Consider the following 24,545-nt stretch of genomic DNA (forward strand, 5'->3'; position numbering starts at 1 on the left):
CCCCCCCCCCCCCTTCCCCCCCCCCCCCCCCCTCCCCCCCCCCCCCCCCCCCCCCCCCCCTCCCCCCCCCCCCCCCCCCCCCCCCCCCCCCCCCCCCCCCCCCCCCCCCCCCCGCGGTCCTCCTGGTGTGGCTGGGGGTGCTGGCCGCGGTCGCGGTGGGCGCTGCGCAGGCGCAGGGGCCCTCGGACGAGGAGTTCTCGATGCCGGGGATCGAGTCGCAAAAGGCGTTCGATCTCATGGAGGAGCGTTTTCCCGGAACGGCCGCGGACGGCGCCACCGCCCGGGTCGTCTTCGTCGCCCCGGGCGGGCGGAAGGTGACCGCGGGCGACCTGCGGAAGGCCGTCGAGGACGCGGTGGGCTCGCTGGGCTTCGGCCCGCAGGTGGCCGGTGTCGCGGACCCGTTCGAGTCGAAGGCCGTCAGTGAGGACGGTTCGACGGCGTACGCGACCGTCACCTACAAGGTGGAGTCCGCCGACGTCACCGACGCCAGTCGTGCGGCGGTGGACAAGGCGGCGGAGCGGGCGCGGGCGGCGGGCTTGACGGTGGAGACCGGCGGGTCGGCGATGGACAGCGGCGGCGGACCCGGCGGGACCGCGGAGATCGTCGGCCTCTCGGCGGCGGCGGTCGTGCTGCTGTTCACGTTCGGGTCGATGGCGGCCGCGGGCCTGCCGCTGCTGACCGCGATCGTGGGTGTCGCCGTGAGCCTGTTCGGAATCCTGCTGCTCGCGGGCCCGTTGGGCCTGTCCTCGGACACCATCACCCTCGGGATGATGCTGGGCCTGGCGGTGGGCATCGACTACGCCCTGTTCGTGGTGTCCCGCTATCGGGAGGAGCGCGGGCGCGGCCGGGCACCGCAGGAGGCGGCCGGGGTGGCGGTGGGTACCGCCGGGTCGGCGGTCGTGTTCGCCGGGCTCACCGTGGTGATCGCACTGGCGGGTCTGTCGGTGGTCGGGATTCCGACACTGACGAAGATGGGCCTGGCCGCCGCGGGGACCGTCGCGGTCGCCGTACTCGTCGCGTTGACGGTCGTCCCCGCGCTGCTCGGGTTCTGGCCCGACGCGGTGCTGGCACGCAGGGCGCGCAAGGCCGGCACGCGTGGCATCACCGGGCCCGCCGACCGCACCGCCGGCGGGCGGGGCAACCTGGGCACGCGCTGGGCACGTTTCGTGCTGCGTCGTCCTGTGGCGGTGCTGGTTCTCGGCGTGGTCGGCCTGGCCGCCCTGGCCGTGCCGATGGCGTCGCTGCGGTTGGGCATGCCGGGTGACGAGGCCAAGTCCACCGCCACCACCGAGCGGCGGGCCTACGACGCGCTCGCCGAGGGCTTCGGCCCGGGCTTCAACGGGCCGCTGACCATCGTCGTGGACGCGAAGGGGGCAGCCGACCCGCAGGCCGCGGTGCGCGCCGTCAGCGACCGGATCGGCGACACGGACGGCATCGTGTCGGTCTCCCCGGCCCGCTTCAACCAGGCCGGCGACACGGCGGTCTTCCGGGCCACCCCCTCGACCAGCCCCACGGACGAGAAGACCAAGGACCTGGTGGAGACGATCCGCCGCGGCCGGGCGGCTGTGCAGAAGCAGGCGTCGGCGACGTTCGAGGTCACCGGCACGACCGCGCTGAACATCGACATCGCCGCGAAGGTGCAGTCCGCGCTGGTGCCCTATCTGGCGGTGGTCGGCGGCTTGGCGGCGGTGCTGCTGCTGTTGGTCTTCCGGTCCGTCCTGGTGCCGGTCAAGGCGGCCCTGGGTTTCGTCCTCTCGGTGCTGGCGGCGCTGGGCGCGTTGGTGCTGGTCTTCCAGGAGGGACACGCCGCGGACCTGTTCGGGGTGGAGCAGACCGGGCCGATCATGAGCCTGATGCCGATCTTCATGATGGGCATCGTCTTCGGGCTGGCCATGGACTACGAGGTCTTCCTGGTCTCCCGGGTGCGGGAGGCGTACACCCACGGGGAAGCCGCCGATCAGGCGATCGTGTCCGGGTTCCGGCACAGCGCCCGGGTGGTGACGGCCGCCGCGCTGATCATGATCGCGGTCTTCTCCGGGTTCATCGGGGAACAAGGGGGGCTGATCAAGATGCTCGGGTTCGGCCTGGCCGCCGCGGTGCTCTTCGACGCATTCGTGGTCCGGATGGCGATCGTGCCCGCCGTCCTGGCCCTGCTCGGCGACCGTGCCTGGTGGCTGCCGAGGTGGCTGGGCCGCGTCCTGCCCCGGGTCGACGTGGAAGGCGGGGCGCTCGGCCACGCACGACCCGACCATGACCCGGAAGGGCCGGTCCAGGCCCGCGTGTGACCGGCTCCACCCAGGACCGCCCGAGACCCGTGTCTCGGGCGGTCCGCACGCCCCGTCCTCGTGGTCGTCGGCGACCATGGATTCCTGCAACGCCCCCCAGCGGAGAGCACGATGACCAGCTACCTCGAACGGTACGCGGAGCGCCACGCCCGAACCGCGGACGTGGTGACGGCGGTGGCGTTGTGCGTCTGCACGCTCTTCGGGGCCCAGATCAGCACGTCCGAGTCCTCGCCCCCGCACGCCCTGTGGCCCGCCTGGATCCTCGTGGTCTCCGGCGCGGCCGTCCTGGCCGCCCGCAGCCGCCCGCGCGCCACCCTCGCGGTCACCGCCGCCGCGGCCGCCCTGTTGACCGCCCTGGGCTACCTGCCCAGTCCCCTGCTGCTGGCGCCCGTCATGACCGCCCTGTACTGGCTGGCCGCGCTTACCGATTCACGGACCACCGGCGTCTACGGCTCGGCGACCGTGGCCCTGCTCGTGGCCACCTCGCTGGCCGGCGCGCCGCTCGGCGACGACTTCATCCTCCGCACCGTGGGCACGGTCCTGTGGCTGCTGCTGCCGGTGTCCCTGGGCGGCAGGAGCCGCTTCCGGCGCGCCTACCTCGAGTCCGTCCAGGCCCGCGCCGCGCACGCCGAACGCACCCGCGAGGAGGAGGCCCGGCTCCGCGTCGCCGAGGAACGCATGCGCATCGCCCGCGAACTCCACGACGCCGTCGCCCACCACATGGCCGTCGCCCACGCCCAGGCCGGCACCGCCGCCCATCTCGCCGACACGCACCCGGAGCAGACCCGCAGGATCCTCGCCGACCTGGTCGGCACCACCACCTCCGCGCTCCTGGAACTGCGCGCCACGGTGGGCGTGCTGCGCCAGACCGCCGACCCGCACGCCTCCCCGCTGGAACCCACCCCGGGGCTGGACCGCCTGCCCGAACTGGTCGCGGCCTGCGCATCGGCCGGCCTGACCGTCACCGTCGACATCGAGGGCGAGGCTCGGCCGCTGTCCCCGGGAGTGGACCTGACCGCCTACCGGATCATCCAGGAGGCCCTGACCAATGCCACGAAACACGCGCCCGACCACGCGGCCCGAGTCCGGCTGCGCTACGACGGCTCGCGTCTGCTCATCACCGTCACCAACGACGGCACAATGCACGGCGGGGCCGTCCCGCCGATGCCCAGCGGCGGATACGGACTGATGGGCATGCGCGAACGTGCCCATTCCGTCGGTGGCGACCTGCGCGCCGGCCCCCGACCCGAAGGCGGCTTCGAAGTCGCCGCCGCCCTCCCCTTCCAGCCCCGCACCCCGGAGCCCCGCACCCCGGCGGACGCCCCGACCGGACGACGACCCGAGGAAACCCGTTGACCATCCGCGTCCTGCTCGCCGACGACCAGGCCCTGCTGCGCGGCACCTTCCGGCTCCTGATCGACTCCTGCGACGACCTGGAGGTCGTCGGCGAGGCCGCCGACGGCCGGGAGGCTGTGGAACTCGCCCGCGCGCACCGGCCCGACGTCGTCCTCATGGACATCCGCATGCCCAACGGCGACGGCCTCGCCGCCACCGGCACCATCTGCGCGGACCCCGGCCTGGCCGGCACCCGCGTCCTCATCCTGACCATGTTCGAGACCGAGGAATACGTCGCCCAGGCACTACGTGTGGGTGCCAGCGGCTTCCTCGGCAAGTACGTCACCACGGACACGCTGCTGGACGGCATCCGCACCATCGCCGCGGGCGAAGCCCTCCTGTCCCCGGGGGCCACCCAAGCGCTGATCACCCGCTTCCTCACCACCCCCGCCGCAGGACCGCCCCTCGCCCCGGCCGAACGCCTCGCCGACCTCACGCCCCGTGAACAAGAGGTCACCGTCCTGGCGGCCCACGGCAAATCCAACGACCGGATCGCCCGAGAACTCGTCCTGAGCGTCCTGACCGTGCGCACCCACATCCAACGAGCCATGACCAAACTCGGCGCCCGCGACCGCGCCCAACTCGTCGTCATCGCCTACCAGAGCGGCCTGGTACGCCCCGAACCACCCGGCCTCTGACGACAGCGGGCGCGGCGCCCCGCCGGACGGGCCGCGTCGTACCCCGGCTCAGGGCTGGTCCGGGACCGCCGACATGTCCATGTACACGACCTCCCACAGGTGGCCGTCCGGGTCCTGGAAGCTGCGGCCGTACATGAATCCCTGGTCCATCGTCTCGTTCGACGTCCTGGCGCCCGCCGCGAACGCCTTCTCCACCAGCTCGTCGACACCCTCGCGGCTCTCCGCGCTCAGCGCGACGATGGCCTCGGTGGCCTTGGTCGCGTCGACGATCTCCTTGCTCGTGAAGGTCTTGAAGAACGGCTCGACGAGCAGCATCACGTGGATCGTGTCGCTGATCGCGAACGAGCTCGCGTTCTGGTCGCTGAACTGCGCGTTCTGGGTGAACCCGAGCGCGGTGTAGAACTCGGTCGCCTTCGCGAGGTCCTTGACCGGCAGGTTCACAAAGATCATCGTGGCCATGATGCGTCCCATCTCGTACGTCTCGGTGCTTCCGAAGCGGTAGACGGTCCCCCGCGGAAGAACTCATCGGCCGCGCCGAACTTTTTTCGATCGGCCGCGCCGCCGCGCCGAAGGCGGGTCCTGCCCGCGGATCGGCGCGGCCTCACCCCACCCGTTCGCTCTCGCGTTCCGTCTCGCCGGCCGGCTTGGTGTCGCCGTGGCCCGGCCACCACGCGGTGTGTCCGATCAGCGCGGTCAGGCTCGGGGTGAAGATCAGCGCCATGATGAAGGCCGCGATCGCGATGCCGCTGGAGAGCGCGAAGCCCATCTGGGACAACGTCGAGTTGCCCGCCAGCATCAGGGTCGCGAAGGTGCCCGCCAGGATCACGCCCGCGGCCGCGATGGTCGGACCCGAGTGCTTGACCGCGACGGCCGCCGCGTCGTGGGGGTTGTGACCCTCTCGGGCCTCTTCACGCAATCGCGACACCATCAGGATGTTGTAGTCGGTGCCGAGCGCGACCACGAAGAGGTACATGATCACCGGGAGCATGAACATCAGCCCGGGCTGGTCGCCGATCTTCTGGAACAGCACCGACGTCGCGCCGAGCGTGGCGCCGAAACCGAGCGCGACCGAGGCCATCAGGTACCACGGCGCGACCAGGCTGCGCAGCAGCAGGCCCAGGATGATCATGATGCACACCGCGGCGACCGGGAAGACCACCGAGTAGTCCCGGTCCACAGCCCGGTTGATGTCCACGTAGACGGCGCTGATCCCGCCCACGAGCGCCCGGGTCCCGGCCGGTGCCGCCTCGTGCATGGTCGGCCGGAGCCGGTCCTTGATCGTCGACAGGGCGTCGTCGGTGGCGGGCGAGTCGGTGAGCACCACCGAGTAGAACGCGGTTCGTTGGTCCGCGCTGAGCACCGCCTCGGTCACCGAACCGACCCCCTGCACCCGCTGCAGCGCCGCCTCGAACGGGATCCGCTCTGCGGGCGTGAGCGGCCGGCCGGTGGTCGAGGTCAGGTACACCTCGGTGGGGTCCGTGGTGCCGGGCGGGAAGCCCTTCTCCAGGTTCTTCATCGCGACCACGGACTCCTTGTCCGAGGGCAGCGACGAGCCGGCCAGGTCGAAGTTGGCCTTGTAGCCCAGCGCGCCGATCGCGAGTACGCCCATCACCAGCGCGGACAGCACCGCGAACACCGCCGGTCGGCGCCCGATGCCCCGGCCGAGTCGGGCGAAGCCGGTGCCGTGCGGCGCGACCCGCCAGGACTTGGACGGCCAGAACACGCGGGTACCCAGCAGCGAGACCACGGCCGGCACCAGCGTCAGGCCCGCGACCAGCGTCACGAACACCGCGATCGCAAGCGCCGGGCCCATCGAGCGCAGCATGCCGAGCGTGGACAGGGTCAGCGCCGCGAACGCGACGATCACCGCCGCCGCGGCGGAGGCGATCGCCTCGCCGACCCTGGACACCGCGTGCACCATGCCGGTCTTGGCGTCGACCCCCTCGCGCAGCACCTCGCGGTAGCGGAAGAGCAGGAACAGCACATAGTCCGTGCCGACGCCGAACAGCACCACGGTGAGCAGTTGTTCGATCGAGCTGTCCGCCTTCATGTCGAAGACCTTGTTGGCCGACGCGATCAGCCCGGTGGCCATCGGCGCGATCAGCCCGATGATCACCACCGGCAGCAGCGCGATGATCGGGCTGCGGAAAATGATCAGGAGCAGCAACACGATGATCACGATGGTGCCGACCGCGACCAGCGTGCCGGCCTTCTTCGAGGAGTCCCGTTCGTCGAGCGCCTGCGCGGCCTGACCGGTGATGCCCGCCGTCAGGGCGGTGCCGGCCACCTGCGCCTTGACGTCCTTGCGCATCTCCTCGACCGCGTCCTGCGGGGTCTCGTCGTTGGGGTCGGTGATCTCCGGCATCGCGACCGTCGAGGTCTGCACGAGGCCGTTCGGCGAGACCTGCCCCGGGGTCACCGCGAGGACGTCCTCGATCTTCCGCGCCTGCACCGACGCCGAGATCCGGGCGACCTGCTCGCTGTCCGCCTGGGTCAACGGCTTGCCGTCGGAGCGCTGGAAGACGATCACCGCGCCGACGTTCTCCTGTTGCGGGAAGTCCTGGTTGCGCAGGTCGGACGCGCGCACCGATTCGTAGGACTTGGGCAGGAAGCTCTTCTCGTCGGTGGAGGAGGTCAGCTTCGGCGCGAGGCCGATCACCACACCCGCCGCGATCACCCAGGCCAGGATGACCCACCAGGGCCTGCGTACGACAAACCGGCCCAGGGCCGCGAACATGGGCGCCTCGCTTCGTACTCGACGGATACGGCTGCCTCACGTCACCGTCGAACGCGCCGAGAGGCCGCGCCAGCCGGGTGATCCGTGCGGGTGACCGGCCCCACCGGCGGCGCGGGACGCGCCGGCACCCGCGCGCCGAGACCCGTTTCGCGCGGTGGACCCCGGCGCGAGGGTCCGGTGTCCGGTCGGTACCGTTTGGCTGCCGCCGAGGGAAAAGCCGGGCTCCGCCGGGACGCCCGGGGCGGCCGGCATGCTCGCACAGCGCCGCCGTCGGCGGCACCGGGGAACGGCACGGGATGGTGATGGTGGCGTCGAGTGGTCGCGACGCGATGAGGGCCGCCTTCGGCCCTCGGGAGGACGCCGCCTTCGCGCCGCTGCTCGCCCGGGTCGTGACCGCGGTGATCACCTGCGGGTTCTTCTTCGGCGGCTTCGTCGGGCTGGTCCAGTCGACCCGGTTGTCGACCGGCGCCAAGGCGATCGCGCTGGGCCTGCTGCTCGCCCTGGTGACGCTGCACCTGCGCAACTGCGTACGCCCGGCGGACGGCTCCCGGCCGGCGGGTTGGCGGTGGACGCTCGGCGCGCAGGCCGTGCTCACCTATCTGCCGATGACGTGGTTCCACGAGACCTGGTACGGCAATCCGGGCTTCCTCGCGGGCGCCGCGCTGCTTCTGTTGCGGCCCGCGTGGGCGGCCTGGGCGGGGTTCGTGGCGGTGCTGGCCGTACAGGTGCCGGTCGGTCTCGCGGTCCGGCCGACCGTGGTGGAGGCGCTGTACCTGGTTCTGGGGCAGGCCGCCCTGGTCGGGCTGGCGGTGTACGCGCTCGCCGGGCTCGCCGACCTGGTCGCCGCGCTGGCCGCGACCCGCACCGCGCTCGCGGAGGCCGAGGTCGCCCGGGAACGCCTGCGCTTCGCCCGGCACCTGACCGACGGCGTCGGCGCGAGCCTGACCCGGATCCTGGCCGGCGGCGACGCGCTTGTGGTCGGACTGCGCGAGCGCCCGGAGAGCACCCGGCCGGCCCTGACCGAGGCGCTGGCCGAGGCCCGTGCGGCGATGGCCCGGGCCCGGGCCTTCGCGCACGAGCACAAGAGCGTCGAGAACACCCCGCCGCCGGCGATCGCCGACGAGCCGACGCCGCGCGCGGTCGCGGTGCTGCGGGTGGCGATCCTGGTGTTGCTGATCGTGCCGCTGCCGCTGCGGGTGCTCGCCGCGAGCGACTACTCCCCGGCCCGACAGGCGCTGTTCGGGCTCCTGTTGTGCGCCTTCGTCGCGCTGTACATCCGCAACTGCACACCCGCCTCCGGTGGGCGGCCCCGCTGGTGGCGGTGCACGTTCGCGGCGCAGATCGCGCTCGCGTACGTGCCGCTCGTCGTGTTCGACGCCCGGGTCTGGTCGGTGGGGCTGTTCCTGGCCGGGCTCGCCCTGGTGTTGCTGCGCGGGCCGTGGCGCGTGCTCGCGGTGATCGGATTCGCGTTGCACGACGTGTACTTCGGCACCTGGAGTCCGACCCTGCTGGATCGCGTCTACCACGTGGTGTGGATCCTGGAGCGCGCGGCGCTGGTCTACGGTCTGGTCCGGATGGCCGACCTCGCGCGGGCGCTGGGCGCGGCCCGGGTCGAGTTGGCCGCCGGGCAGGTCGCCCGCGAACGGCTGCGGCTGGGACACGATCTGCACGACCTGCTCGGCTTCAGTCTGTCCGCGCTGGTGCTCAAGACCCAACTGGCGCTGCGGTTCGCCGATCGCGACTCGGAGTCGGCGGCGAGCCGGCTCGCCGAGGGGCTGGCCATGGCCCGGCAGGCGCTGGCGGACGTCGGCACGGTCTCGGGCGGGTATCGCGGGATGTCGTTGGCGGTCGAGGCGGGGACCGCGCGGGACGTGCTGGCCGGGGCCGGGGTGGCGGTGGAGGTCGCCGTCGACGTGGGCGCGTTGCCGGCGGGCATCGACACCGTGTTGGCGACCGTGCTGCGCGAGGGCGCCACCAACGTACTGCGGCACAGCTCCGCGACCCGGTGCGCGATCATCGCGTCGGTCGAGCCGGACGGCGCGGTCGTACTGCTCCTGACCAACGACGGCGTGCGTGCCGGCGCCGGCTCGGCGCCGACCGGGGCGGGCCTGGGGTTGAAGTCCCTCGACGGGCGCCTGGCGGCGCTCGGCGGCACGCTCACCGCCGGGGTCGTCGGCGACGCGTTCCGGCTGCGTGCGCGCATACCCGGAGACGTACGCGCGGGGCTCGTGCGCGATTGAAGCCCGCGCGCTGCCGGCCCCCACCGCGCCCGTCCGCGCCGTTTCGCGCCTGCCGCGCGCGGAGGGGGAGTTGCCCCGAAGGCGTCTGGGCGATGTGCGGTAATCTCCAAGGAAATCAACCCATTTACCCCGCCGTTCGCGCCCCCGCGCGACCCGCCCGGGCTCCGGGCGCGGCCGAATCGACGCATCCGTCCCGAGAGTTCGGCCGCCCGCTGTCGTCCCACGATGGTGGGATGGGGTATCACTGCATTGGCGATCGCACGTCACACGACATGCACACGTCGCGCCGGCGCACGCCGGGCTTCTACAGTCCTGTAGATTCACCCATCGGCGGCCGTCGCGTGATCACCCGATCCGCCTGTACCCAGACATGCACGAGGGAAGGAAGCACTGCCATGGGAGTCAGTCTCGCCAAGGGCGGCAACGTATCCCTGTCCAAGGCCGCGCCCGGTCTCACCGCCGTCGCGGTGGGTCTCGGATGGGATGCGCGCAGCACGACCGGTGCGGACTTCGACCTCGACGCGAGCGCACTGCTGCTCGGCAACGACGGTCGGGTGCTGTCCGATCTGCACTTCGTCTTCTACAACAACCTGACCAGCCCCGACGGCTCGGTCCAGCACACCGGCGACAACCTCACCGGTGAGGGCGATGGCGACGACGAGACCGTCAACGTCGACCTCGCGTCCGTGCCCGGCGACGTCCAGCGGGTGGTCTTCCCCGTGTCGATCCACGACGCGGTGGCCCGGGACCAGTCCTTCGGCCAGGTACGCAACGCCTACATCCGGGTGGTCAACCGCGCGGACAACAACGAACTCGCGCGCTACGACCTCACCGAGGACGCGTCCACCGAGACCGCGATGGTCTTCGGTGAGCTGTACCGCAACGGCAACGAGTGGAAGTTCCGCGCGGTCGGCCAGGGCTACGCCTCGGGTCTGGCCGGCATCGCGAAGGACTTCGGCGTCAACATCTGAGCCGATTCCCCCGGGGTCGGCCCCGGCCGCACGACCCCCGCACGAACGTGCGTCAGGGCCGCATCGTCGTCGGTGCGGCCCTGACGTCGGGTCCGGGGGAACGATTTCGGGCGGGCGGCGGTTGATCCTGAACCGGAGCGGCATCGCATCCGGTCCGCGGTACCGCGTCCGGGCAGCGCCCCGGCAGGCACAGCGGTCGCGGCACAGTGACATCGACCAGAGCGGTGGCGATCCGATCGCCCCGAACGAAACAAGGAGTGGGCGTCATGGCCGGTCTCGACAAGCTGATCAAGAAGGCGACCGACTACGCCAAGAAGAACCCGGACAAGGTCAAGTCCATCGTGGACAAGGTGAAGAAGCAGGCGGACAAGCGCAAGGGTCACTGACCCGCACGCGCACCGGGCGCGCGGCCGTCTCCCCCGCCCGCCGCTACGGGAGCGACCCGCCGCCCTCGGGGTCGCCGCGCGTCGGCCCGGCGTCCTGCGCCGGGCCCGCAGGCGGTTCGCCCTGCTCCGGCCGCCGCAGCCGGTCGGCGAGCGCGTCGAATCCCGCCGCGAACGCGCTCGTGCTCGGCGCCGGGCCGGGACCGCGCAGACGGCCGGCGAGCGCGGAGCCCAACCCGGCCATCCGGGTCACCTCGTCGGCCATCGTCTCCACGTCGTCCGGCCACGGATAGTCGGGCCGCGCGAGGTAGAGCGCCACCAGGCCGTGCAGCGCCGCGAGCATCTGCAGGGTCAGCCGGGTCGGGTCGCCGACCAGGACACCGGCGTCCAGACACGGCTGGATCGCCTCGCCGACGTAGGCCAGGCACGCGTCCGCCGCGGTCCACCCGCCCGCCGAGCCCGATCGCGGCCGCATCATCAACAGGCGGTACTGCACCGGGTGTTCGAGCCCGAAGCGGACGAACGCGGCACCGCGCCGACGCATCGACTGGTACGGATCCGCGATGCCGTCGCCCACCTCGCGCATCCGCCGCCCGAGGTCCTCCCACACCGCGAGGCACACCGCCTCGACCAGCGCCTCCTTGTCCGCGAAGTGCAGGTACACCGACGGCGTCGTCACACCCACACGCGCGGCGACCGCGCGCAGCGTGAGCGCGGACTCGTCGCCGGCCTCGTCGAGCAGCGCGGTCGCCGCGCGCAGAATCTCGTCGCGCAGCAGCGCGCCGTCCCCGGGACGGGCACGGGTACGGGCGCGGGATCGACTGGTGGGCGGCACGCGTCCAGTTGACAGCCACCGACTTGACGCTGTCAACTTGACAGCGTCAACTCAGGTGAGGGGTTCGGAATGAGCACTACGTCGTCGACCGCGGGACCGACCGGTCTGGAACAGCTCCAGGCCCTGCGGGACCACGGCATGCCCACGGGGATCGGCCCGTTCATCGGCATGGAGCCGGAAGAGGTCGAGGACGGCCGGATCGTGTTCAGCGCGTCCGCCCGGCCCGAGTTCGCCAACCCGATCGGCACCATGCACGGCGGCATCGCGGCCACACTGCTGGACTCCGCGATGGCCTGCGCGGTGCACACCACCCTGCCGCCCGCGACCGGGTACACCTCGCTCGACATCTCGGTGCGCTACCTGCGCCCGGGCCCGCTCGACGGCAGCAAGCTGCGCGCCGAGGGCCGGGTGATCCATCGCGGTCGCACGATCCGCACCGCCGAGGCCGAACTCACCGACCACCAAGGCCGCCTGCTCGCCACCGCGACCACGACCTGCCTGATCATGCCGCTGGGGTGACACCCGCGACGCCGGCGGTCGGGCGGTGCCTCGGGCGCCGGCCGACCGGCGGCGGATCACACCGCGTGCTCGCCGATGCGCTCGACACCGGCCGGCAGGCGATCGGGGGTCAGGAAGGCGCGCAGCTCCTCGCGGAAGGCGCGCGCGGCGTGGGTGAGCGCGGCGTCGCTGCGGTGGGCCAGGGCGATGGTGCGGGACAGGCCCGGCGGGGTGAGCGGCGTCGCGGTCAGGCCCGGTCGGCCGACCAGCACCATGCTCGGCACGATGGCCGGCCCCAGGCCCACCTCCACGAACCGCAACACCGCGTCCATCTCACCGCCCTCGATCGCGAACTCCGGCTCGAAACCCGCCTCGTGACACGCGGTCAGAGTCGACTCGCGCAGGTCGTAGCCGTCCCGGAACATCACCAGCCGCACCCCTCGCAGCGCCTCGATCGGCACGGTCGCACCGGCCACCGGCGGCGTGCCCGCGAGCACCAGATCCTCGCGCAGCAGCGGCTCGGTGGTCAGCGCCGCGCCGACCCCCTGCGGCGGCACCACGATCAGCGCCAGGTCCAGATCGCCGCGCAGCAGGGCCCGGACCAGGTCCCGCGAGCCGTTCTCGTCGACCAGCAGCCGGATGCCCGCGTAGCGGGCCTGGAAGCTGCGCAACACCTCGGCCAGCAGGCTGGCGGACAACGACGGGGTGGCGCCGATCCGGACCCGGCCCGAGCGCAGCCCGACCAGCTCGGCCACCTCCAGGTGCGCGACGTCCACGTCCGCCAGAATCCGTCGCGCGATCGGCAGCAGCCGCTCCCCCGCCGGGGTCAGCGCGATGTTGCCGCGTACGCGGGTGAACAGTTCGGCGCCCAACTCGTGCTCCAGGGCCCGGATCTGCTTGGACAACGACGGCTGGGCGACGTGCGTACGCGCGGCCGCGCGGGTGAAGTGCCGGGTCTCGGCGACCGCGACGAAGTAGACGAGCTGCTGGAACTGCATACCCTCAGCCTTGCATAGCCGACGGCTATCGAAACGAGGCATTTCCGATCTTGGACGGCATGACCTTGGTCCGCCTACCGTCGAACCCATGGCGACCCTGACCCGCGCACCCGGTGCCGCCGGGCAGCGCAGGCAGGGAGCGTCGCACCGTTCGACCGTCATGATGAAAGTCGCGATGGCGCTCAGCGGTGCCGTGCTCCTTGCCTATCTGACCGTCCACATGTTGGGCAATCTGAAGATCTTCTTCGGCGAGTCGAGCTTCGACCACTACGCACACTGGCTGCGCACCATCGGCGAGCCGCTGGTCCCGCACGAGGGCACCCTGTGGATCATCCGGGTGGGCCTGACCGCGGCCGTGCTCGTGCACATGGCGATGGCGATCCTGCTCACCCGACGCGCGCGCCGGGCGCGGCCGGTCAAGTACGTGCACCGCCCGCCGGTCCAGGGTTCGTACGCCGCGCGCACGATGCGCTGGGGCGGTGTGATCATCGCCCTGTTCGTGGTCTACCACCTGCTCGACCTCACCGTCGGGGTGGCCAATCCGGTCGGGGCCTCCGGCAAGCCGTACACCAACGTCACCGCCGACTTCGAGCACTGGTACATCACCGCGATCTACACCGTGGCGGTCGTCGCGGTCGGCTTCCACCTGCGCCACGGCGTGTGGAGCATGACCCGCTCGCTCGGCCGGCAACGCCCCGGCACCGAGCGGCTGATGGGTCGGATCGCGACCGGATACGCCGTGTTCATGACGGTCGGATTCCTCTCCGTGCCGTTCGCCGTGACCGTCGGAATCGTGGGGTGAACGTGATGGACCGACACACCGAGACAACCCGAGACACCGGACACCTCGCATCCGGCGAGGGCGCCGGGCGACCCGGGCACACCGAGTACGCGCATTACACCGTCGGCGCCGAGATCGCCGACGAAGCGGCTCCGGACGGTGAGCTGGCCGAGCGTTGGGAACAGCGCCGACTGGCCGCCAGGTTGATCAACCCGGCCAACCGGCGCCGGCTCCCGGTCATCGTCGTCGGCACCGGTCTCGCGGGCGCCTCCGCCGCCGCAACGCTGGCCGAACTGGGCCACCCCGTCACCTCGTTCTGCTATCAGGACTCGCCGCGCCGCGCGCACAGCATCGCCGCGCAGGGCGGCATCAACGCCGCCAAGAACTACCGCGGCGACGGGGACAGCGTGGCCCGGCTGTTCAAGGACACCATCAAGGGCGGCGACTTCCGCGCCCGCGAGTCCAACGTGCACCGGCTGGCCGAGGTGAGCACCCAGATCATCGACCAGTGCGTCGCGCAGGGCGTGCCGTTCGCCCGCGACTACGGGGGTCTGCTCGACACCCGCTCGTTCGGCGGCGCGCAGGTCTCCCGGACGTTCTACGCGCGTGGCCAGACCGGCCAGCAACTCCTGCTCGGCGCCTACCAGGCGATGTCGCGCCAGGTCGCGGCCGGCAACGTCACCGTGCACGCGCGCACCGAGATGCTCGACCTGGTCGTGGTGGACGGCCGGGCCCGCGGCGTGGTGGTGCGCGATCTGGTCACCGGCGAGGTCACCACGCACCTGGCCGAGGCGGTCGTCCTGGCCACCGGCGGCTACGGCAACGCCTACTTCCTGTCCACGAACGCGATGGGCTGCAACGCGAGCGCGGTCTGGCGCGCGCACCGGCGCGGCGCGCTGTTCGCCAACCCGTGCTTCACCCAGATCCACCCGACCTGCATCCCGGTCTCCGGCGAGCACCAGTCCAAGCTCACCCTGATGAGCGAGTCGCTGCGCAACGACGGCCGGGTGTGGGTGCCCACCGCCGGCGGGGACACCCGCGCGCCCGGCGACATCCCGGCGGCGGAGCGGGACTACTTCCTGGAGCGGATGTACCCGGCCTTCGGCAACCTGGTCCCGCGCGACATCGCCTCGCGCGCGGCCAAGCGGGTCTGCGACGAGGGACGCGGCGTGGGACCGGGCGGGCTCGGCGTCTACCTCGACTTCGCGGACGCGATCGAGCGGCTGGGCGCGCCGGCCGTCGAGGAGAAGTACGGCAACCTCTTCGCGATGTACGAGCGGATCACCGGCGAGGACCCGTACACCGTACCGATGCGGATCTACCCGGCGGTGCACTACACGATGGGCGGGCTGTGGGTCGACTACGACCTCCAGTCCACCATCCCGGGCCTGTTCGTGATCGGCGAGGCGAACTTCTCCGACCACGGCGCGAACCGGCTGGGCGCCTCGGCGCTCATGCAGGGTCTGGCCGACGGCTACTTCGTGCTGCCTACCACGATCACCCACTACCTCGCGGCCGGGCCGTTCGGGCCGGTGGACGCGGACGATCCGGAGGTGGTGGCCACCGAACAGGGCGTCCAGGACCGGGTCAAGCGCCTGCTCGCGATCGACGGCGACCTGTCCGCCGACCACTTCCATCGCGAGCTGGGTCTGCTGATGTGGGAGAAGTGCGGCATGGAGCGCGACGCGGCCGGGCTGCGCGAGGCGCTGGCGCGGATCCCGCGGTTGCGCGAGCAGTTCTGGTCGCGGCTGCGTGTACCGGGCACCGGCGCGGGGCTGAACCAGTCGCTGGAGAAGGCCGGTCGGGTCGCCGACTTCCTCGAACTCGCCGAGCTGATGTGCCTGGACGCGCTGCACCGCGAGGAGTCCTGCGGCGGCCACTTCCGCGCCGAACACCAGAGCGCCGGCGGCGAGGCCGCCCGGGACGACGAGGCGTTCGCCTACGTCGCCGCGTGGGAGTACACGGACGGCCCGCCCGTACTGCACCGCGAACGGCTCACCTTCGACAACGTCACCCTGGCCACGAGGAATTACGCATGAAACTCACCCTGCGCATCTGGCGGCAGAAGGGCCCGGCGGATCGGGGCGGCATGGTCGCCTACGACGTGCCGGACGCGTCGGCCGACATGTCGTTCCTGGAACTGCTGGACGTGCTCAACGAGCGGCTCACCGAGCGCGGCGACGAGCCCGTCGCCTTCGACCACGACTGCCGCGAGGGCATCTGCGGCGCGTGCAGCCTGGTCATCGACGGGGTGCCGCACGGGCCGCAGAAGGCCACCACGACCTGCCAGCTCCACCTGCGGCACTTCCGCGACGGGCAGACCATCGACGTCGAGCCGTGGCGTGCCGCGGCCTTCCCGGTGGTCAAGGACCTGGTGGTGGACCGCTCCGGCCTGGACCGGATCATCGAGGCCGGCGGGTACGTCACCGCGCCCACCGGCTCGGCCCCCGAGGCGCACGCGACGCCGATCCCCAAGGCCGACGCGGACGCCGCGTTCGAGGCCGCGACCTGCATCGGCTGCGGCGCGTGCGTGGCGGCGTGTCCGAACGGGTCGGCGATGTTGTTCACCGCCGCGAAGGCCACCCACCTGGGTTTGCTGCCGCAGGGTGCGGTGGAGCAGGACACGCGCGTCGAGGCGATGATCCACGCTCACGACGACGCGGACTTCGGTGGTTGCACCAACACGGGCGAGTGCACCGCGGTGTGCCCGAAGGGCATTCCGCTGGGGGTCATCGGGCGGTTCAACGGGGACGTGCTTTCTGCCGCGTGGCGGGGGCGCTGAGCTCGTCGCCGCATGGCGCTGCACCTGGCCGGCCTGCGGCCGGTTGGCCTCAAACGCCGGCCGGGCTGAGTTGGGGGCTGATTGCCCGGACGAACTGCGGCTCTCCGCATCAAACGCCGGCCGGGCCGGGATTTGGGGCTGATTGCCCCGACGAACTGCGGCTCCCTGCGTCAAATGCCAGCCGGGCCGGGGTTGCACCTGGCCGCGCGGACGGCCGCGGATCCTTGGCCTCAAACGCCGGCCGGGCTGGGACTTGGGGCTGATTGCCCCGACGAACTGCGGCTCTCCGCGTCAAACGCCGGCCGGGCCGGGGCTGCACCTGGCCGCCCAGCCGGGCCGTGGATCCTTGGCCTCAAACGCCGGCCGGGCTGGGATTTGGGGTCGGCCGCCCGGACGGCTGTGGTCGGGCTCCGCGGTCCGGCCTGCGGCTGGTTGGCCTCGAACGCCGGCTGGGCTGGGATTCGAGGCCGCCGCCGGGACGGGCTGCGGATCCTTGGCCCATGCGCCGGCCGGGCTGGTTGGGGCTTGGCCGCCCGGACGGGCTGCGGGTCGTTGGACGGGGGCGGCCGGGTGGGGTCGAACGCCGGCCGGGCCGCGGGGTGGCGTTGGCCGGGCGGCGTTCGGGGTTGGGGTCAGGGGGAGGTGATGGGGGCGCCTCCTCGGCCGCGCAAGGGGTAGTCCTGGGCGGCTTCGAGGTGGCGTACCGATTCGCGGTAGACCTCGGATTCGTCGCCGGCCTCGATCAGGGCGATCAGGCGCTCGTGGTCGCGCAGGCCGGCGCGGCGGACGCGTTCGCCCGTGTCGGCCAAAGCCTCCTGGGCCCATTCGCGTTCCTGTTGCGCCCACAACACCTCGACCGCGCCGAGCAGGATCTTCATGGTCTCGTTGCCGCACAACAGCACCAGGGCCTCGTGGAAGTCGCGACCGGCGCGGATGTAGGCCGGTCCGTCCTCGACCGCGCGCTCCATCCGCGCGTGCACCTCGCGCAACCAGGGCACCACCTCGGTGGCCCGGTCCGGGCGCGCCGCGCACAACGCCGCGCAGACCGGTTCCAGCCGGCGCAGCGCCTGCGCGAGGTCGTCCAAGCGGACCTGGCGCGCGTGCATGACCATGCCGAACATGTGTGCCGCATCCGCCGGTTGCGGGACGTGCACCACCGCGCCACCGGTGTTGCCGCGCTTGACCGTGATCAGGCCCTCGGTCTCCAGGATCCGGAACGCCTGGCGCAGCGTGGTGCGGCCGACGCCGAACTCGGCGATCAGGTCGTCCTGTTTGGGCAGCATGTCGCCGTCCCGCAGCGGACCGTCCAGGATCCGGCGACGCAGCCGGCGGGCGAGTTCGTCCGCGATGCCGGCGTTGCGCAGGGATCGCTCGGTGCCGGATCGGACCGGCTGCGCCGCGGGGTTCACGCCGGTACCGCCGCGGCGAGTTCGGCGATCTCGGCGACCTGGGTCGCGGTGAGGTCCACGATCGCGGCCGCGTTGGCCGCGACCTGCTCGGGACGGGTCGCGCCGACCAGCACCGACGCCACCTCGGGTTGCGCGGCCAACCAGGACAGCGCGAGGGCGAGCAGGGTCAGGCCCTGGCTCTCGGCGTAGGCGGTGAGCCGCTCGACGATCGCGAAGTTGTCGTCGGTGGCCACGGCCTGCGCGAAGCGCGGGATGGCCGCGAACCGGCTGTCCTGCGGGAACTCCTCGCCGCGCCGGTATTTGCCGCTGAGCAGGCCGGACGCGAGCGGGAAGTACGGGATGACGCCGACGCCGAAGTGCCGGGCCGCGGGCACCATGTCCCGCTCGACGGTGCGCTCCAGCAGGCTCCACTCGATCTGCGCGGCCACGAACCGCGTGGAGCCGGCGAGGTGTGCTGCGTCGGCGAGTTGCCACGCGGCGAGGTTGGAGGTGCCCGCGTAGCGCACCTTGCCCGCCCGGACCAGGTCGTCGAGCGCGCTCAGCGTCTCCTCGATCGGGGTCTCCGGGTCGGCGTAGTGCTGGTAGTACAGGTCGATGTGGTCGGTGCCCAGGCGCCGGAGGCTGTTCTCGCAGCTCCGCACGATGTGCCGGCGCGAGGAGCCGCGGCCGTACGGCCCCTCGGCCACCTTCGCGCCGAACTTGGTGGCCACGACCACGTCCTCGCGGCGGCTCCCGAGTGCCTTGCCGAGCAGCACCTCGGATTTCCCGCCGCCGTACATGTCGGCGGTGTCGAACAGGGTCACCCCGGCGTCGAGCGCGGCGCCGACCACCTTGTCGGCGCCGTCCTGGTCGATCCGCATCCCGAAGTTGTTGCAGCCGAGGCCGATCGCGGAGACCTTCAGACCCGACTTGCCCACGGTGGTGTAGCGCACGCTCAGCTCCCGTCGTCTTGTTCACCCATCATAGCCATGATAGCCATGACACATCGTCAGCTGACGCCTCGTCAGCCGTGCTGCGATCCGACATCACCACGAGGGTAGGCACTCATGCGCAAGATCCCGTACGCCGGCAGCGTGCACGACCAGAGCGAGATCGACGCGATGCTGGCGGTCCTGAACGGGCCGCCCTCGGCGATGGGCATCGGACGCAATGTCGCGGAACTGGAGACGCGCGTCGCGGAGCTGTTCGGCAAGCGCAACGGCCTGATGTGCAACTCGGGTTCCTCCGCGCTGTATCTCGCGATCGAACTGCTGCGTCTGTCCCCCGGGGACGAGATCATCACCTCCACGCTGACCTTCTCCACGGATATCGCACCGATGGTCAAGGCCGGTCTGGTGCCCGTGCTCGCCGACGTCGAGCCGGATACCTACCAGATCGACCCGACCCGGATCGAGGCCCTGATCGGCCCGCGCACCAGGGCGATCCTGACCCCCAACCTCGCGGGCAACGCCCCGGACTGGGACGTGATCCGGGCGATCGCGGACCGGCACGGCCTCAAGGTGATCGAGGATTCCTGCGACGCGCTCGGCGCGACCCTGCGCGGCACGCCGACGGGCACCCGCGCGGACATCTCGGTGACCAGCTTCGCGATGTCGCACATCATCACCTGCGCGGGCAACGGCGGCATGGTGCTCACCGACGACGAGGACCTGCGCGACCGCGGTCTGATGTTGCGGCGCTGGGGCCGACGCAGCGAACTGCAGCTCTTCGGCTCCAAGCGGGGCAACCGCGACTTCTTCGAGGAGATCGACGGCGTGTTGTACGACAACCTGTTCATCTTCGACGAGATCGGCTGGAACTTCGAGCCCTCGGAGCTGGGCGCCGCCTTCGGGCTGGCCCAACTCGCCAAGCTGCCCCGGTTCCTGGCCACCCGTCGGGAGCACTTCGCCGCGCATCACGCGTACTTCGACGCGCGCGCGGAGTTCACCGCACCGCGCCAGACCGAGGGCCTGGAGACGGGGTGGCTCAACTTCCCCATCCTGCTGAACGAGGGGCTGCCGTTCACTCGCGGCGAGATGCAGGCGTGGCTGGAGGAGCGCGGGGTGTCCACGCGGACCGTGTGGTCGGGCAACATCCTGCGCCAGCCCGGCTTCAAGGACATCGCGCACCGCGCCGACCCGGGCGGCTACCCCAATGCCGACCGGGTGATGGAGCACGCGCTGATCGTGCCGATGAACCATCGCATGGACGCCGAGGATGTGGCCTACATCCACGAGCAGGTGGACGCCTTCCTGGCGACGCGCTGAGCACGACGGACCGACCGCCTCCGAACTCGCGTCCGTCACACCGGAGGGGCCGCACACTGGCCGCGCACCGTGACGGACCGCCCACCGAGAAACCGCATGCCGAAGGGGCCGGGCGCGTCCCGCCCGGCCCCTGTCCGCCCTCGCCCACGAACCGTCGGCGCCGATCAGCCGTCCTGGCGGACGGCCTCGCCCTCGATCTCGATCCTGATTTTCTTCGAGACCAGCACGCCGCCGCTCTCCAGCGCCTGGTTCCAGGTCATCCCGTAGTCCTCGCGGTTGATCTCCGTGGTCGCGGTGAACGCGAGCACCTCCTGCCCCCACGGGCTGGTCGCGAGGCCCTCCAGCTCGACCGCGAGCTCGACCTCGCGGGCGATGCCCTTGATGGTCAGCTCGCCGGCCAGGGTGAACTCGTTGCCGTCGTGGCCGCTCAGGCGCAGGGTACGGAAGGTCATCTGCGGATACTTCTCCACCTCCATGAAGTCCGCACTGGCCAGGTGGGCGTCGCGGTCCGGCTGACCGGTGGTCATGCTCGCGGTGGAGATCGTCGCCTCGACGGTGGAGTCCATCGGGTCCTCGGCGACGGTGATCGCTCCGGTGAAGTCGGTGAACTGGCCACGCACCTTGCTCACCATCAAGTGCCGCGCCGTGAACCCGACGCGGGTGTGGGCCACATCGAGCGCGTAGGTGCCGGCCGTCGGGATCGTGAGCCCTTCCCAGTCGCGGCGGGGGGTGGTGGCGGTCATGTCGCACTCCTCGGGAGAGATATCGTTGCCTTGCGGATATCGACCTCAGCAATATCTTGCCCATAGATATTCCGCATGTCAACTACTTGCTATGATAGGGACATGCACACTCCCCCGAGAGCCGCATCCCCCGCCCCATCGACTACCACTCCCTTCGACGATCCACGCATCACCGCCATGGGACTGCTCGTGGAGGTCTATACCGGCCTGATGGACCGGCTCAGCCCGCAGTTGGCCGAGCACGGCCTGTCCACGGTGGACTTCAACGTGCTGGTCCGGTTGTCCCGCTCGGCCGAGCAGCGCCTGCGGATGAGTGATCTCGCGGCGCAGACGTCGCTGTCCACCTCCGGGGTGACCCGCGTGGTGGACCGCCTGGAGAAGGAAGGGCTGGTCGCCCGGGAGAACTGCCCCACCGACCGCCGCGCGCTGTTCGCGGTGCTCACCCGCGACGGCGCGGACCGGATAGGCGGTGTCCTGCCCGGGCACGTCGACCTGCTCCAGACCTGGCTGATCGACCCGCTGACCGACGGTCAGCTCGCCGGGCTGCTGGACGGTCTACGGGTGGTGCGCGACACCGCCAACCCCGGTGCCCGCGCGGGCATCTCGTCCTGACCGCGGCCACCGCCAGCGAGTAGCCCGCCCGCTCGAACCCGTGGCCGCGGGGGTCACGGGAAGCGCGCGTAAGACCCCGAACGACTCGCCCATCGACGAAGGCAGCCGGCACCACCCCGGGAGAACGATCCGCCCCCAGCCGCCGAGCGGCCGGGGGCGGATTCGTTGGACCTGTTCGGCGACCGGAAACGGTGTGCCGCCGCGCGCCGAGGCGAGACCCGGCTCAGCCGTCCGCGCGCAGCTCCCGAGCCGCCTCGGACAGGTCCTTGGCGGTGTCGATCGCCCGCCAGTAGGCGCCCTGCGGGATCGGGAAGCCGGCCAGCCGCTGGGCCCGGGCGAGCCCGGGGAAGGTGGTGCGCTCGTGGTCGCCGACGTCCGGCAGCAGCGCGGTGAACTCGGGCGCGAACACGTACACGCCGGCATTGATCAGGTAGGGCGAGGGCGGCGCCTCGATGAAGTCCAGGACGTGGCCGTACTTGTCGGTCTCCACCACGCCCCAGGGAATCCGGGGTCGCGCCAGCGCGAGCGTGGCCAGCGCGGTGCGCTCGTGGTGGAAGGCGGCCATCTCGGTGAGCGAGAACCGGGTCCAGATGTCGCCGTTGGTGGCGTACCAGGGCTCGTCCGGGCGCGGCAGCGCGGCGGCGGCGAACTTCAACCCGCCGCCCCGGCCCAGCGGTTCGGTCTCCACCACGGTCTCCACGCGCACCGGGAGATCGGCGCTCTTGAGCCAGTCCTGGAGCACCTCGGCGAGGTGCCCGCAGGAGACCACGACGTCGCGCACGCCCTCCGCGGCCAGCCAGCGCAGTTGGTGTCCGATGATCGGGGTGCCGGTGCCGGGGATCTCCACCATCGGCTTGGGTCGATCGTCGGTGTAGGGGCGCAGCCGTGAACCCTGCCCGCCGGCGAGGATCACGGCCTGCGTGACCGCGCGAGCCCCCGAGTGGGTGGTCGAATGTGGTGCGGAAGTCATGGGCGCATTATCGCGCCCTCGGATCCCCCTCGACTTCCAAGGGAGGTACCACTCGTTCGGGAACGCGCTGGGCCCTAGGTTCATCTCATGGACGACTGCACTTCGAACACCGGGGGGAACAGCAAAGTGCGCACCACGAATGTCCGCACAGACGTGGCAGCGGTACTCGTCGCGTTGGCCGTCGGCACCACGGTCGCCGGATGCGGCAACAACGACAGGTCGCCCCTGGACACCGTTCGCGCCTTGGAGAGCGGCAAGGACAAGCCGACGAGCGAGCCCACCGGCCGACCGAGGAGCTCGGCGGCCACCACCCCGCCGGCCCGCCGCACCACCGCGCCGCCCACCGGCGGGACGTCGGCGTCCGCGTCGGCCACCGCCTCGCCGAGCACCTCCTCGACCGGTACCTCGGCACCCGCGACCGGATCGACCGCGGCCTACATCAACGATCCCTGTCGCTTCTTCACCGCGGCCGAGGTGGCCACGCTGCTCGGTCTGCCGGTGGTCAAGGCTGAGGTGGACGAGAAGCTCAAGAGTTCGAGCAGCTCGTTCTGCGACTACCGGGACGCCCGGGGCCTGTCGATGATGACGGTGATGATGTCCAACAGCGATCCCAAGTACAGCACCGCCGAGCAGGCCGCCAAGAAAACCATCGGCTCGGGGGACAACCCCACCGCGCTGCCGGAGGTCGGCGACGCGGCCTTCACCTACCAAAGCTCGACCTCCAACGGGGTGGTCTGGACGAAGCTCGTCGGAGACACCTATCTGGACGCGGACGTCTACATCAACCACAGCAAGAAGGACGTCTCGCCCGACGTCCTCGCCAACATCGCCCGGACGATGATCGGCCGGCTGTGACCGGGCGCGTCGGGCCCGCCGCCACCCTGGTGGGGGTGGTGGGTCTGGCGTGCCTGCTCGGCGGCTGCGAAGATCCGGACACACCGCCGCGGCACGTGCCGATGTCCACCGCGGCGGCCGGCGACAAGGCGGGCGCGCCGCCTCGACCCACCCCCTCCCCGCCCGCCGCCGACGCACCACCGGCCGACGGTTGCGAACTGCTCTCGACCACCCGGGTCGAGGAGGTGCTCGCGATCGGCCCCGTGCACACCCGGTCGGCGGACGCCGGGCGCTCGTGCGAGTACCTCGACGCCGGCGACCGTCGGGTACTGACCGTCGTCGTCGGGCAGTTGCCCCAGGCGATGGTCGGCGGCCCGCTGGACACCGCACGTTCGACCGCCACCGGCCCGGGCCCGCGCGAGACGCTGCCCGGCATCTCCGACGCCGCGGTGATCTACCGCGATCCCGCGCGCGGCGACGGCCTCGCCTTCGCCCGGGCGCGCGGCGACCTGGTCACCTCCGTCGACATCATCATCCCGGCCGTCGATCGCGAGCGGCTGATCGCACTGGCCCGCACCGCGGCCGCGGCCTTGGACGCACCGGGCTGAGCACGGCAGTCGGGGGTATACGCCGGCCACCTGGTGCCCGCGACGTCGTCCCCGACGCGTAGGGTCCGGGGTCAGGGCGGCGCCTGCCGCGGCCAGGAGGAGGGCTCACCCATGACGGATCGGGACCCGCACGCCGTCGTGCTGCTCACGAACCGCATCAGCTCGCGCATCAGCACGAGCGGCGGACCGGCCCTACCCCTGCGGGACGCGCTGCGCGTGTACACCGAACACGTCGACACCGACGTCGCGGCCCGGTACGCGACCGTGGTGAGCGACCTCGCCGACGCCGACGTGGCCCTGCTGCGCCTGCCCGAGGAGCACGGCGACGCCGAACTCGACCGGATCGTGGACATCGCCGCGTCGGTGCCCACGGTCGCGGTGATAGACCTGTACCGGCCCGCCGCGGTGGCCGATCTGGTCGGCTATTGCGCCGCGTTGCTGGGCACCAGGGGCGCCGACGACGAGGGTGTGCTGGACGTCGTGTTCGGCCGCTACGCACCCGCCGGCCGGCTCGCCGGCGACCTGCCCGCGGACGCGGAGCCGCTCTTCGAAACCGGCCACGGACTGTCCTATTGACCCT

The 24,545-nt window shown here is 71.8% G+C and carries 23 protein-coding genes; 15 read left to right on the plus strand and 8 right to left on the minus strand.

What is annotated here, in order from left to right; translation table 11 throughout:
- Positions 1–200: 200 nt before the first annotated feature.
- From ACZ4FV_RS18735 to ACZ4FV_RS18745, 3 genes are all read left to right on the plus strand, one after another.
- Positions 201–2,285: an MMPL family transporter gene (locus ACZ4FV_RS18735; RefSeq protein WP_465322953.1), complete on the plus strand. Its 2,085-nt coding sequence runs from the start codon at positions 201–203 to the stop codon at positions 2,283–2,285.
- Positions 2,286–2,396: 111 nt separating this feature from the next.
- On the plus strand, positions 2,397–3,641 hold the full coding sequence (locus ACZ4FV_RS18740; RefSeq protein ID WP_465322922.1) for a sensor histidine kinase: 1,245 nt from the start codon (positions 2,397–2,399) through the stop codon (positions 3,639–3,641).
- Positions 3,638–4,318 carry a response regulator transcription factor gene (locus ACZ4FV_RS18745; RefSeq protein ID WP_465322923.1) on the plus strand — a complete coding sequence of 227 codons (681 nt, stop codon included), beginning with the start codon at positions 3,638–3,640 and terminating at the stop codon, positions 4,316–4,318. The genes ACZ4FV_RS18740 and ACZ4FV_RS18745 overlap by 4 nt, the downstream gene beginning before the upstream one ends.
- 48 nt (positions 4,319–4,366) lie before the next feature.
- On the opposite strand, the gene ACZ4FV_RS18750 is transcribed toward ACZ4FV_RS18745, so the two are convergent.
- The gene (locus ACZ4FV_RS18750; protein WP_395868451.1) at positions 4,367–4,777 is read right to left on the minus strand and encodes a VOC family protein; all 411 of its coding nucleotides are present in this window, start codon (positions 4,775–4,777) and stop codon (positions 4,367–4,369) included.
- Between the two features lie 142 nt (positions 4,778–4,919).
- Positions 4,920–7,055, minus strand: coding sequence for an MMPL family transporter (locus ACZ4FV_RS18755; protein ID WP_395868410.1), 2,136 nt, complete (start codon positions 7,053–7,055; stop codon positions 4,920–4,922).
- 329 nt (positions 7,056–7,384) lie between these two features.
- On the opposite strand from ACZ4FV_RS18755, the gene ACZ4FV_RS18760 reads away from it, so the two are divergent.
- From ACZ4FV_RS18760 to ACZ4FV_RS18770, 3 genes are all read left to right on the plus strand, one after another.
- The gene (locus tag ACZ4FV_RS18760; RefSeq protein WP_465322924.1) at positions 7,385–9,295 is read left to right on the plus strand and encodes a sensor histidine kinase; all 1,911 of its coding nucleotides are present in this window, start codon (positions 7,385–7,387) and stop codon (positions 9,293–9,295) included.
- A gap of 395 nt (positions 9,296–9,690) precedes the next feature.
- On the plus strand, positions 9,691–10,266 hold the full coding sequence (locus tag ACZ4FV_RS18765) for a TerD family protein (protein WP_395868414.1): 576 nt from the start codon (positions 9,691–9,693) through the stop codon (positions 10,264–10,266).
- A 266-nt stretch (positions 10,267–10,532) separates the two neighbouring features.
- Entirely contained in the window at positions 10,533–10,652 is a 120-nt protein-coding gene (locus tag ACZ4FV_RS18770; RefSeq protein ID WP_379989414.1) for an Rv0909 family putative TA system antitoxin, read from the plus strand.
- Between the two features lie 43 nt (positions 10,653–10,695).
- On the opposite strand, the gene ACZ4FV_RS18775 is transcribed toward ACZ4FV_RS18770, so the two are convergent.
- Entirely contained in the window at positions 10,696–11,484 is a 789-nt protein-coding gene (locus ACZ4FV_RS18775; protein ID WP_395868416.1) for a TetR/AcrR family transcriptional regulator, read from the minus strand.
- A 69-nt stretch (positions 11,485–11,553) separates the two neighbouring features.
- On the opposite strand from ACZ4FV_RS18775, the gene ACZ4FV_RS18780 reads away from it, so the two are divergent.
- Positions 11,554–12,003 carry a PaaI family thioesterase gene (locus ACZ4FV_RS18780; RefSeq protein WP_395868418.1) on the plus strand — a complete coding sequence of 150 codons (450 nt, stop codon included), beginning with the start codon at positions 11,554–11,556 and terminating at the stop codon, positions 12,001–12,003.
- Positions 12,004–12,059: 56 nt separating this feature from the next.
- On the opposite strand, the gene ACZ4FV_RS18785 is transcribed toward ACZ4FV_RS18780, so the two are convergent.
- Positions 12,060–12,980 carry a LysR family transcriptional regulator gene (locus tag ACZ4FV_RS18785; protein WP_395868421.1) on the minus strand — a complete coding sequence of 307 codons (921 nt, stop codon included), beginning with the start codon at positions 12,978–12,980 and terminating at the stop codon, positions 12,060–12,062.
- A gap of 88 nt (positions 12,981–13,068) precedes the next feature.
- Between ACZ4FV_RS18785 and ACZ4FV_RS18790 the strand changes: the two genes are divergently transcribed.
- From ACZ4FV_RS18790 to ACZ4FV_RS18800, 3 genes are read left to right on the plus strand one after another with little or no spacing between them, the layout of a single operon-like run.
- Entirely contained in the window at positions 13,069–13,782 is a 714-nt protein-coding gene (locus tag ACZ4FV_RS18790; RefSeq protein ID WP_395868423.1) for a succinate dehydrogenase cytochrome b subunit, read from the plus strand.
- Between the two features lie 5 nt (positions 13,783–13,787).
- Positions 13,788–15,800, plus strand: coding sequence for a fumarate reductase/succinate dehydrogenase flavoprotein subunit (locus tag ACZ4FV_RS18795; RefSeq protein ID WP_465322925.1), 2,013 nt, complete (start codon positions 13,788–13,790; stop codon positions 15,798–15,800).
- On the plus strand, positions 15,797–16,543 hold the full coding sequence (locus tag ACZ4FV_RS18800) for a succinate dehydrogenase/fumarate reductase iron-sulfur subunit (RefSeq protein ID WP_395868427.1): 747 nt from the start codon (positions 15,797–15,799) through the stop codon (positions 16,541–16,543). The genes ACZ4FV_RS18795 and ACZ4FV_RS18800 overlap by 4 nt, the downstream gene beginning before the upstream one ends.
- A gap of 632 nt (positions 16,544–17,175) precedes the next feature.
- Here ACZ4FV_RS18800 and ACZ4FV_RS18805 read toward each other — a convergent pair.
- Positions 17,176–17,952, minus strand: coding sequence for a FadR/GntR family transcriptional regulator (locus tag ACZ4FV_RS18805; protein ID WP_395874224.1), 777 nt, complete (start codon positions 17,950–17,952; stop codon positions 17,176–17,178).
- A complete protein-coding gene (locus ACZ4FV_RS18810) occupies positions 17,949–18,884 on the minus strand; it encodes an aldo/keto reductase (RefSeq protein WP_402229994.1) in 936 nt (311 codons plus the stop codon). Before ACZ4FV_RS18810 ends, ACZ4FV_RS18805 begins: the two co-directional genes overlap by 4 nt.
- A 114-nt stretch (positions 18,885–18,998) precedes the next feature.
- Between ACZ4FV_RS18810 and ACZ4FV_RS18815 the strand changes: the two genes are divergently transcribed.
- Positions 18,999–20,198 carry a DegT/DnrJ/EryC1/StrS family aminotransferase gene (locus ACZ4FV_RS18815; protein WP_395874228.1) on the plus strand — a complete coding sequence of 400 codons (1,200 nt, stop codon included), beginning with the start codon at positions 18,999–19,001 and terminating at the stop codon, positions 20,196–20,198.
- A 164-nt stretch (positions 20,199–20,362) separates the two neighbouring features.
- Here ACZ4FV_RS18815 and ACZ4FV_RS18820 read toward each other — a convergent pair whose 3' ends face one another.
- Positions 20,363–20,941, minus strand: coding sequence for a YceI family protein (locus ACZ4FV_RS18820; protein WP_465322926.1), 579 nt, complete (start codon positions 20,939–20,941; stop codon positions 20,363–20,365).
- A 177-nt stretch (positions 20,942–21,118) separates the two neighbouring features.
- Between ACZ4FV_RS18820 and ACZ4FV_RS18825 the strand changes: the two genes are divergently transcribed.
- Positions 21,119–21,553: a MarR family winged helix-turn-helix transcriptional regulator gene (locus ACZ4FV_RS18825; RefSeq protein ID WP_395874232.1), complete on the plus strand. Its 435-nt coding sequence runs from the start codon at positions 21,119–21,121 to the stop codon at positions 21,551–21,553.
- Between the two features lie 223 nt (positions 21,554–21,776).
- Here the strand turns inward: ACZ4FV_RS18825 and ACZ4FV_RS18830 are convergent, their stop codons facing one another.
- A complete protein-coding gene (locus tag ACZ4FV_RS18830) occupies positions 21,777–22,523 on the minus strand; it encodes a nucleotidyltransferase family protein (protein ID WP_395874234.1) in 747 nt (248 codons plus the stop codon).
- A gap of 126 nt (positions 22,524–22,649) precedes the next feature.
- On the opposite strand from ACZ4FV_RS18830, the gene ACZ4FV_RS18835 reads away from it, so the two are divergent.
- The 3 genes from ACZ4FV_RS18835 to ACZ4FV_RS18845 all read left to right on the plus strand — a co-directional run bounded on the left by ACZ4FV_RS18835 (position 22,650) and on the right by ACZ4FV_RS18845 (position 24,541).
- Positions 22,650–23,378: a hypothetical protein gene (locus ACZ4FV_RS18835; protein ID WP_465322927.1), complete on the plus strand. Its 729-nt coding sequence runs from the start codon at positions 22,650–22,652 to the stop codon at positions 23,376–23,378.
- The gene (locus ACZ4FV_RS18840; RefSeq protein ID WP_465322928.1) at positions 23,375–23,965 is read left to right on the plus strand and encodes a hypothetical protein; all 591 of its coding nucleotides are present in this window, start codon (positions 23,375–23,377) and stop codon (positions 23,963–23,965) included. Before ACZ4FV_RS18835 ends, ACZ4FV_RS18840 begins: the two co-directional genes overlap by 4 nt.
- A gap of 111 nt (positions 23,966–24,076) precedes the next feature.
- Entirely contained in the window at positions 24,077–24,541 is a 465-nt protein-coding gene (locus ACZ4FV_RS18845) for a glycoside hydrolase family 3 protein (RefSeq protein WP_395874240.1), read from the plus strand.
- The last annotated feature ends 4 nt before the right edge of the window (positions 24,542–24,545 follow it).

The sequence above is a fragment of the Embleya sp. NPDC025285 genome (assembly GCF_055558835.1).

What these genes read in the sequence shown, in the direction of transcription:
- ACZ4FV_RS18735 (WP_465322953.1), top strand. Translation starts at nt 201, where the DNA reads ATGCCGGGGATCGAGTCGCAAAAGGCGTTCGATCTCATGGAGGAGCGT.
- ACZ4FV_RS18740 (WP_465322922.1), top strand. Translation starts at nt 2,397, where the DNA reads ATGACCAGCTACCTCGAACGGTACGCGGAGCGCCACGCCCGAACCGCG.
- ACZ4FV_RS18750 (WP_395868451.1), bottom strand. Translation starts at nt 4,777, where the DNA reads ATGGCCACGATGATCTTTGTGAACCTGCCGGTCAAGGACCTCGCGAAG.
- ACZ4FV_RS18755 (WP_395868410.1), bottom strand. Translation starts at nt 7,055, where the DNA reads ATGTTCGCGGCCCTGGGCCGGTTTGTCGTACGCAGGCCCTGGTGGGTC.
- ACZ4FV_RS18760 (WP_465322924.1), top strand. Translation starts at nt 7,385, where the DNA reads ATGAGGGCCGCCTTCGGCCCTCGGGAGGACGCCGCCTTCGCGCCGCTG.
- ACZ4FV_RS18765 (WP_395868414.1), top strand. Translation starts at nt 9,691, where the DNA reads ATGGGAGTCAGTCTCGCCAAGGGCGGCAACGTATCCCTGTCCAAGGCC.
- ACZ4FV_RS18770 (WP_379989414.1), top strand. Translation starts at nt 10,533, where the DNA reads ATGGCCGGTCTCGACAAGCTGATCAAGAAGGCGACCGACTACGCCAAG.
- ACZ4FV_RS18780 (WP_395868418.1), top strand. Translation starts at nt 11,554, where the DNA reads ATGAGCACTACGTCGTCGACCGCGGGACCGACCGGTCTGGAACAGCTC.
- ACZ4FV_RS18785 (WP_395868421.1), bottom strand. Translation starts at nt 12,980, where the DNA reads ATGCAGTTCCAGCAGCTCGTCTACTTCGTCGCGGTCGCCGAGACCCGG.
- ACZ4FV_RS18790 (WP_395868423.1), top strand. Translation starts at nt 13,069, where the DNA reads ATGGCGACCCTGACCCGCGCACCCGGTGCCGCCGGGCAGCGCAGGCAG.
- ACZ4FV_RS18795 (WP_465322925.1), top strand. Translation starts at nt 13,788, where the DNA reads ATGGACCGACACACCGAGACAACCCGAGACACCGGACACCTCGCATCC.
- ACZ4FV_RS18800 (WP_395868427.1), top strand. Translation starts at nt 15,797, where the DNA reads ATGAAACTCACCCTGCGCATCTGGCGGCAGAAGGGCCCGGCGGATCGG.
- ACZ4FV_RS18815 (WP_395874228.1), top strand. Translation starts at nt 18,999, where the DNA reads ATGCGCAAGATCCCGTACGCCGGCAGCGTGCACGACCAGAGCGAGATC.
- ACZ4FV_RS18820 (WP_465322926.1), bottom strand. Translation starts at nt 20,941, where the DNA reads ATGACCGCCACCACCCCCCGCCGCGACTGGGAAGGGCTCACGATCCCG.
- ACZ4FV_RS18825 (WP_395874232.1), top strand. Translation starts at nt 21,119, where the DNA reads ATGGGACTGCTCGTGGAGGTCTATACCGGCCTGATGGACCGGCTCAGC.
- ACZ4FV_RS18830 (WP_395874234.1), bottom strand. Translation starts at nt 22,523, where the DNA reads ATGACTTCCGCACCACATTCGACCACCCACTCGGGGGCTCGCGCGGTC.
- ACZ4FV_RS18845 (WP_395874240.1), top strand. Translation starts at nt 24,077, where the DNA reads ATGACGGATCGGGACCCGCACGCCGTCGTGCTGCTCACGAACCGCATC.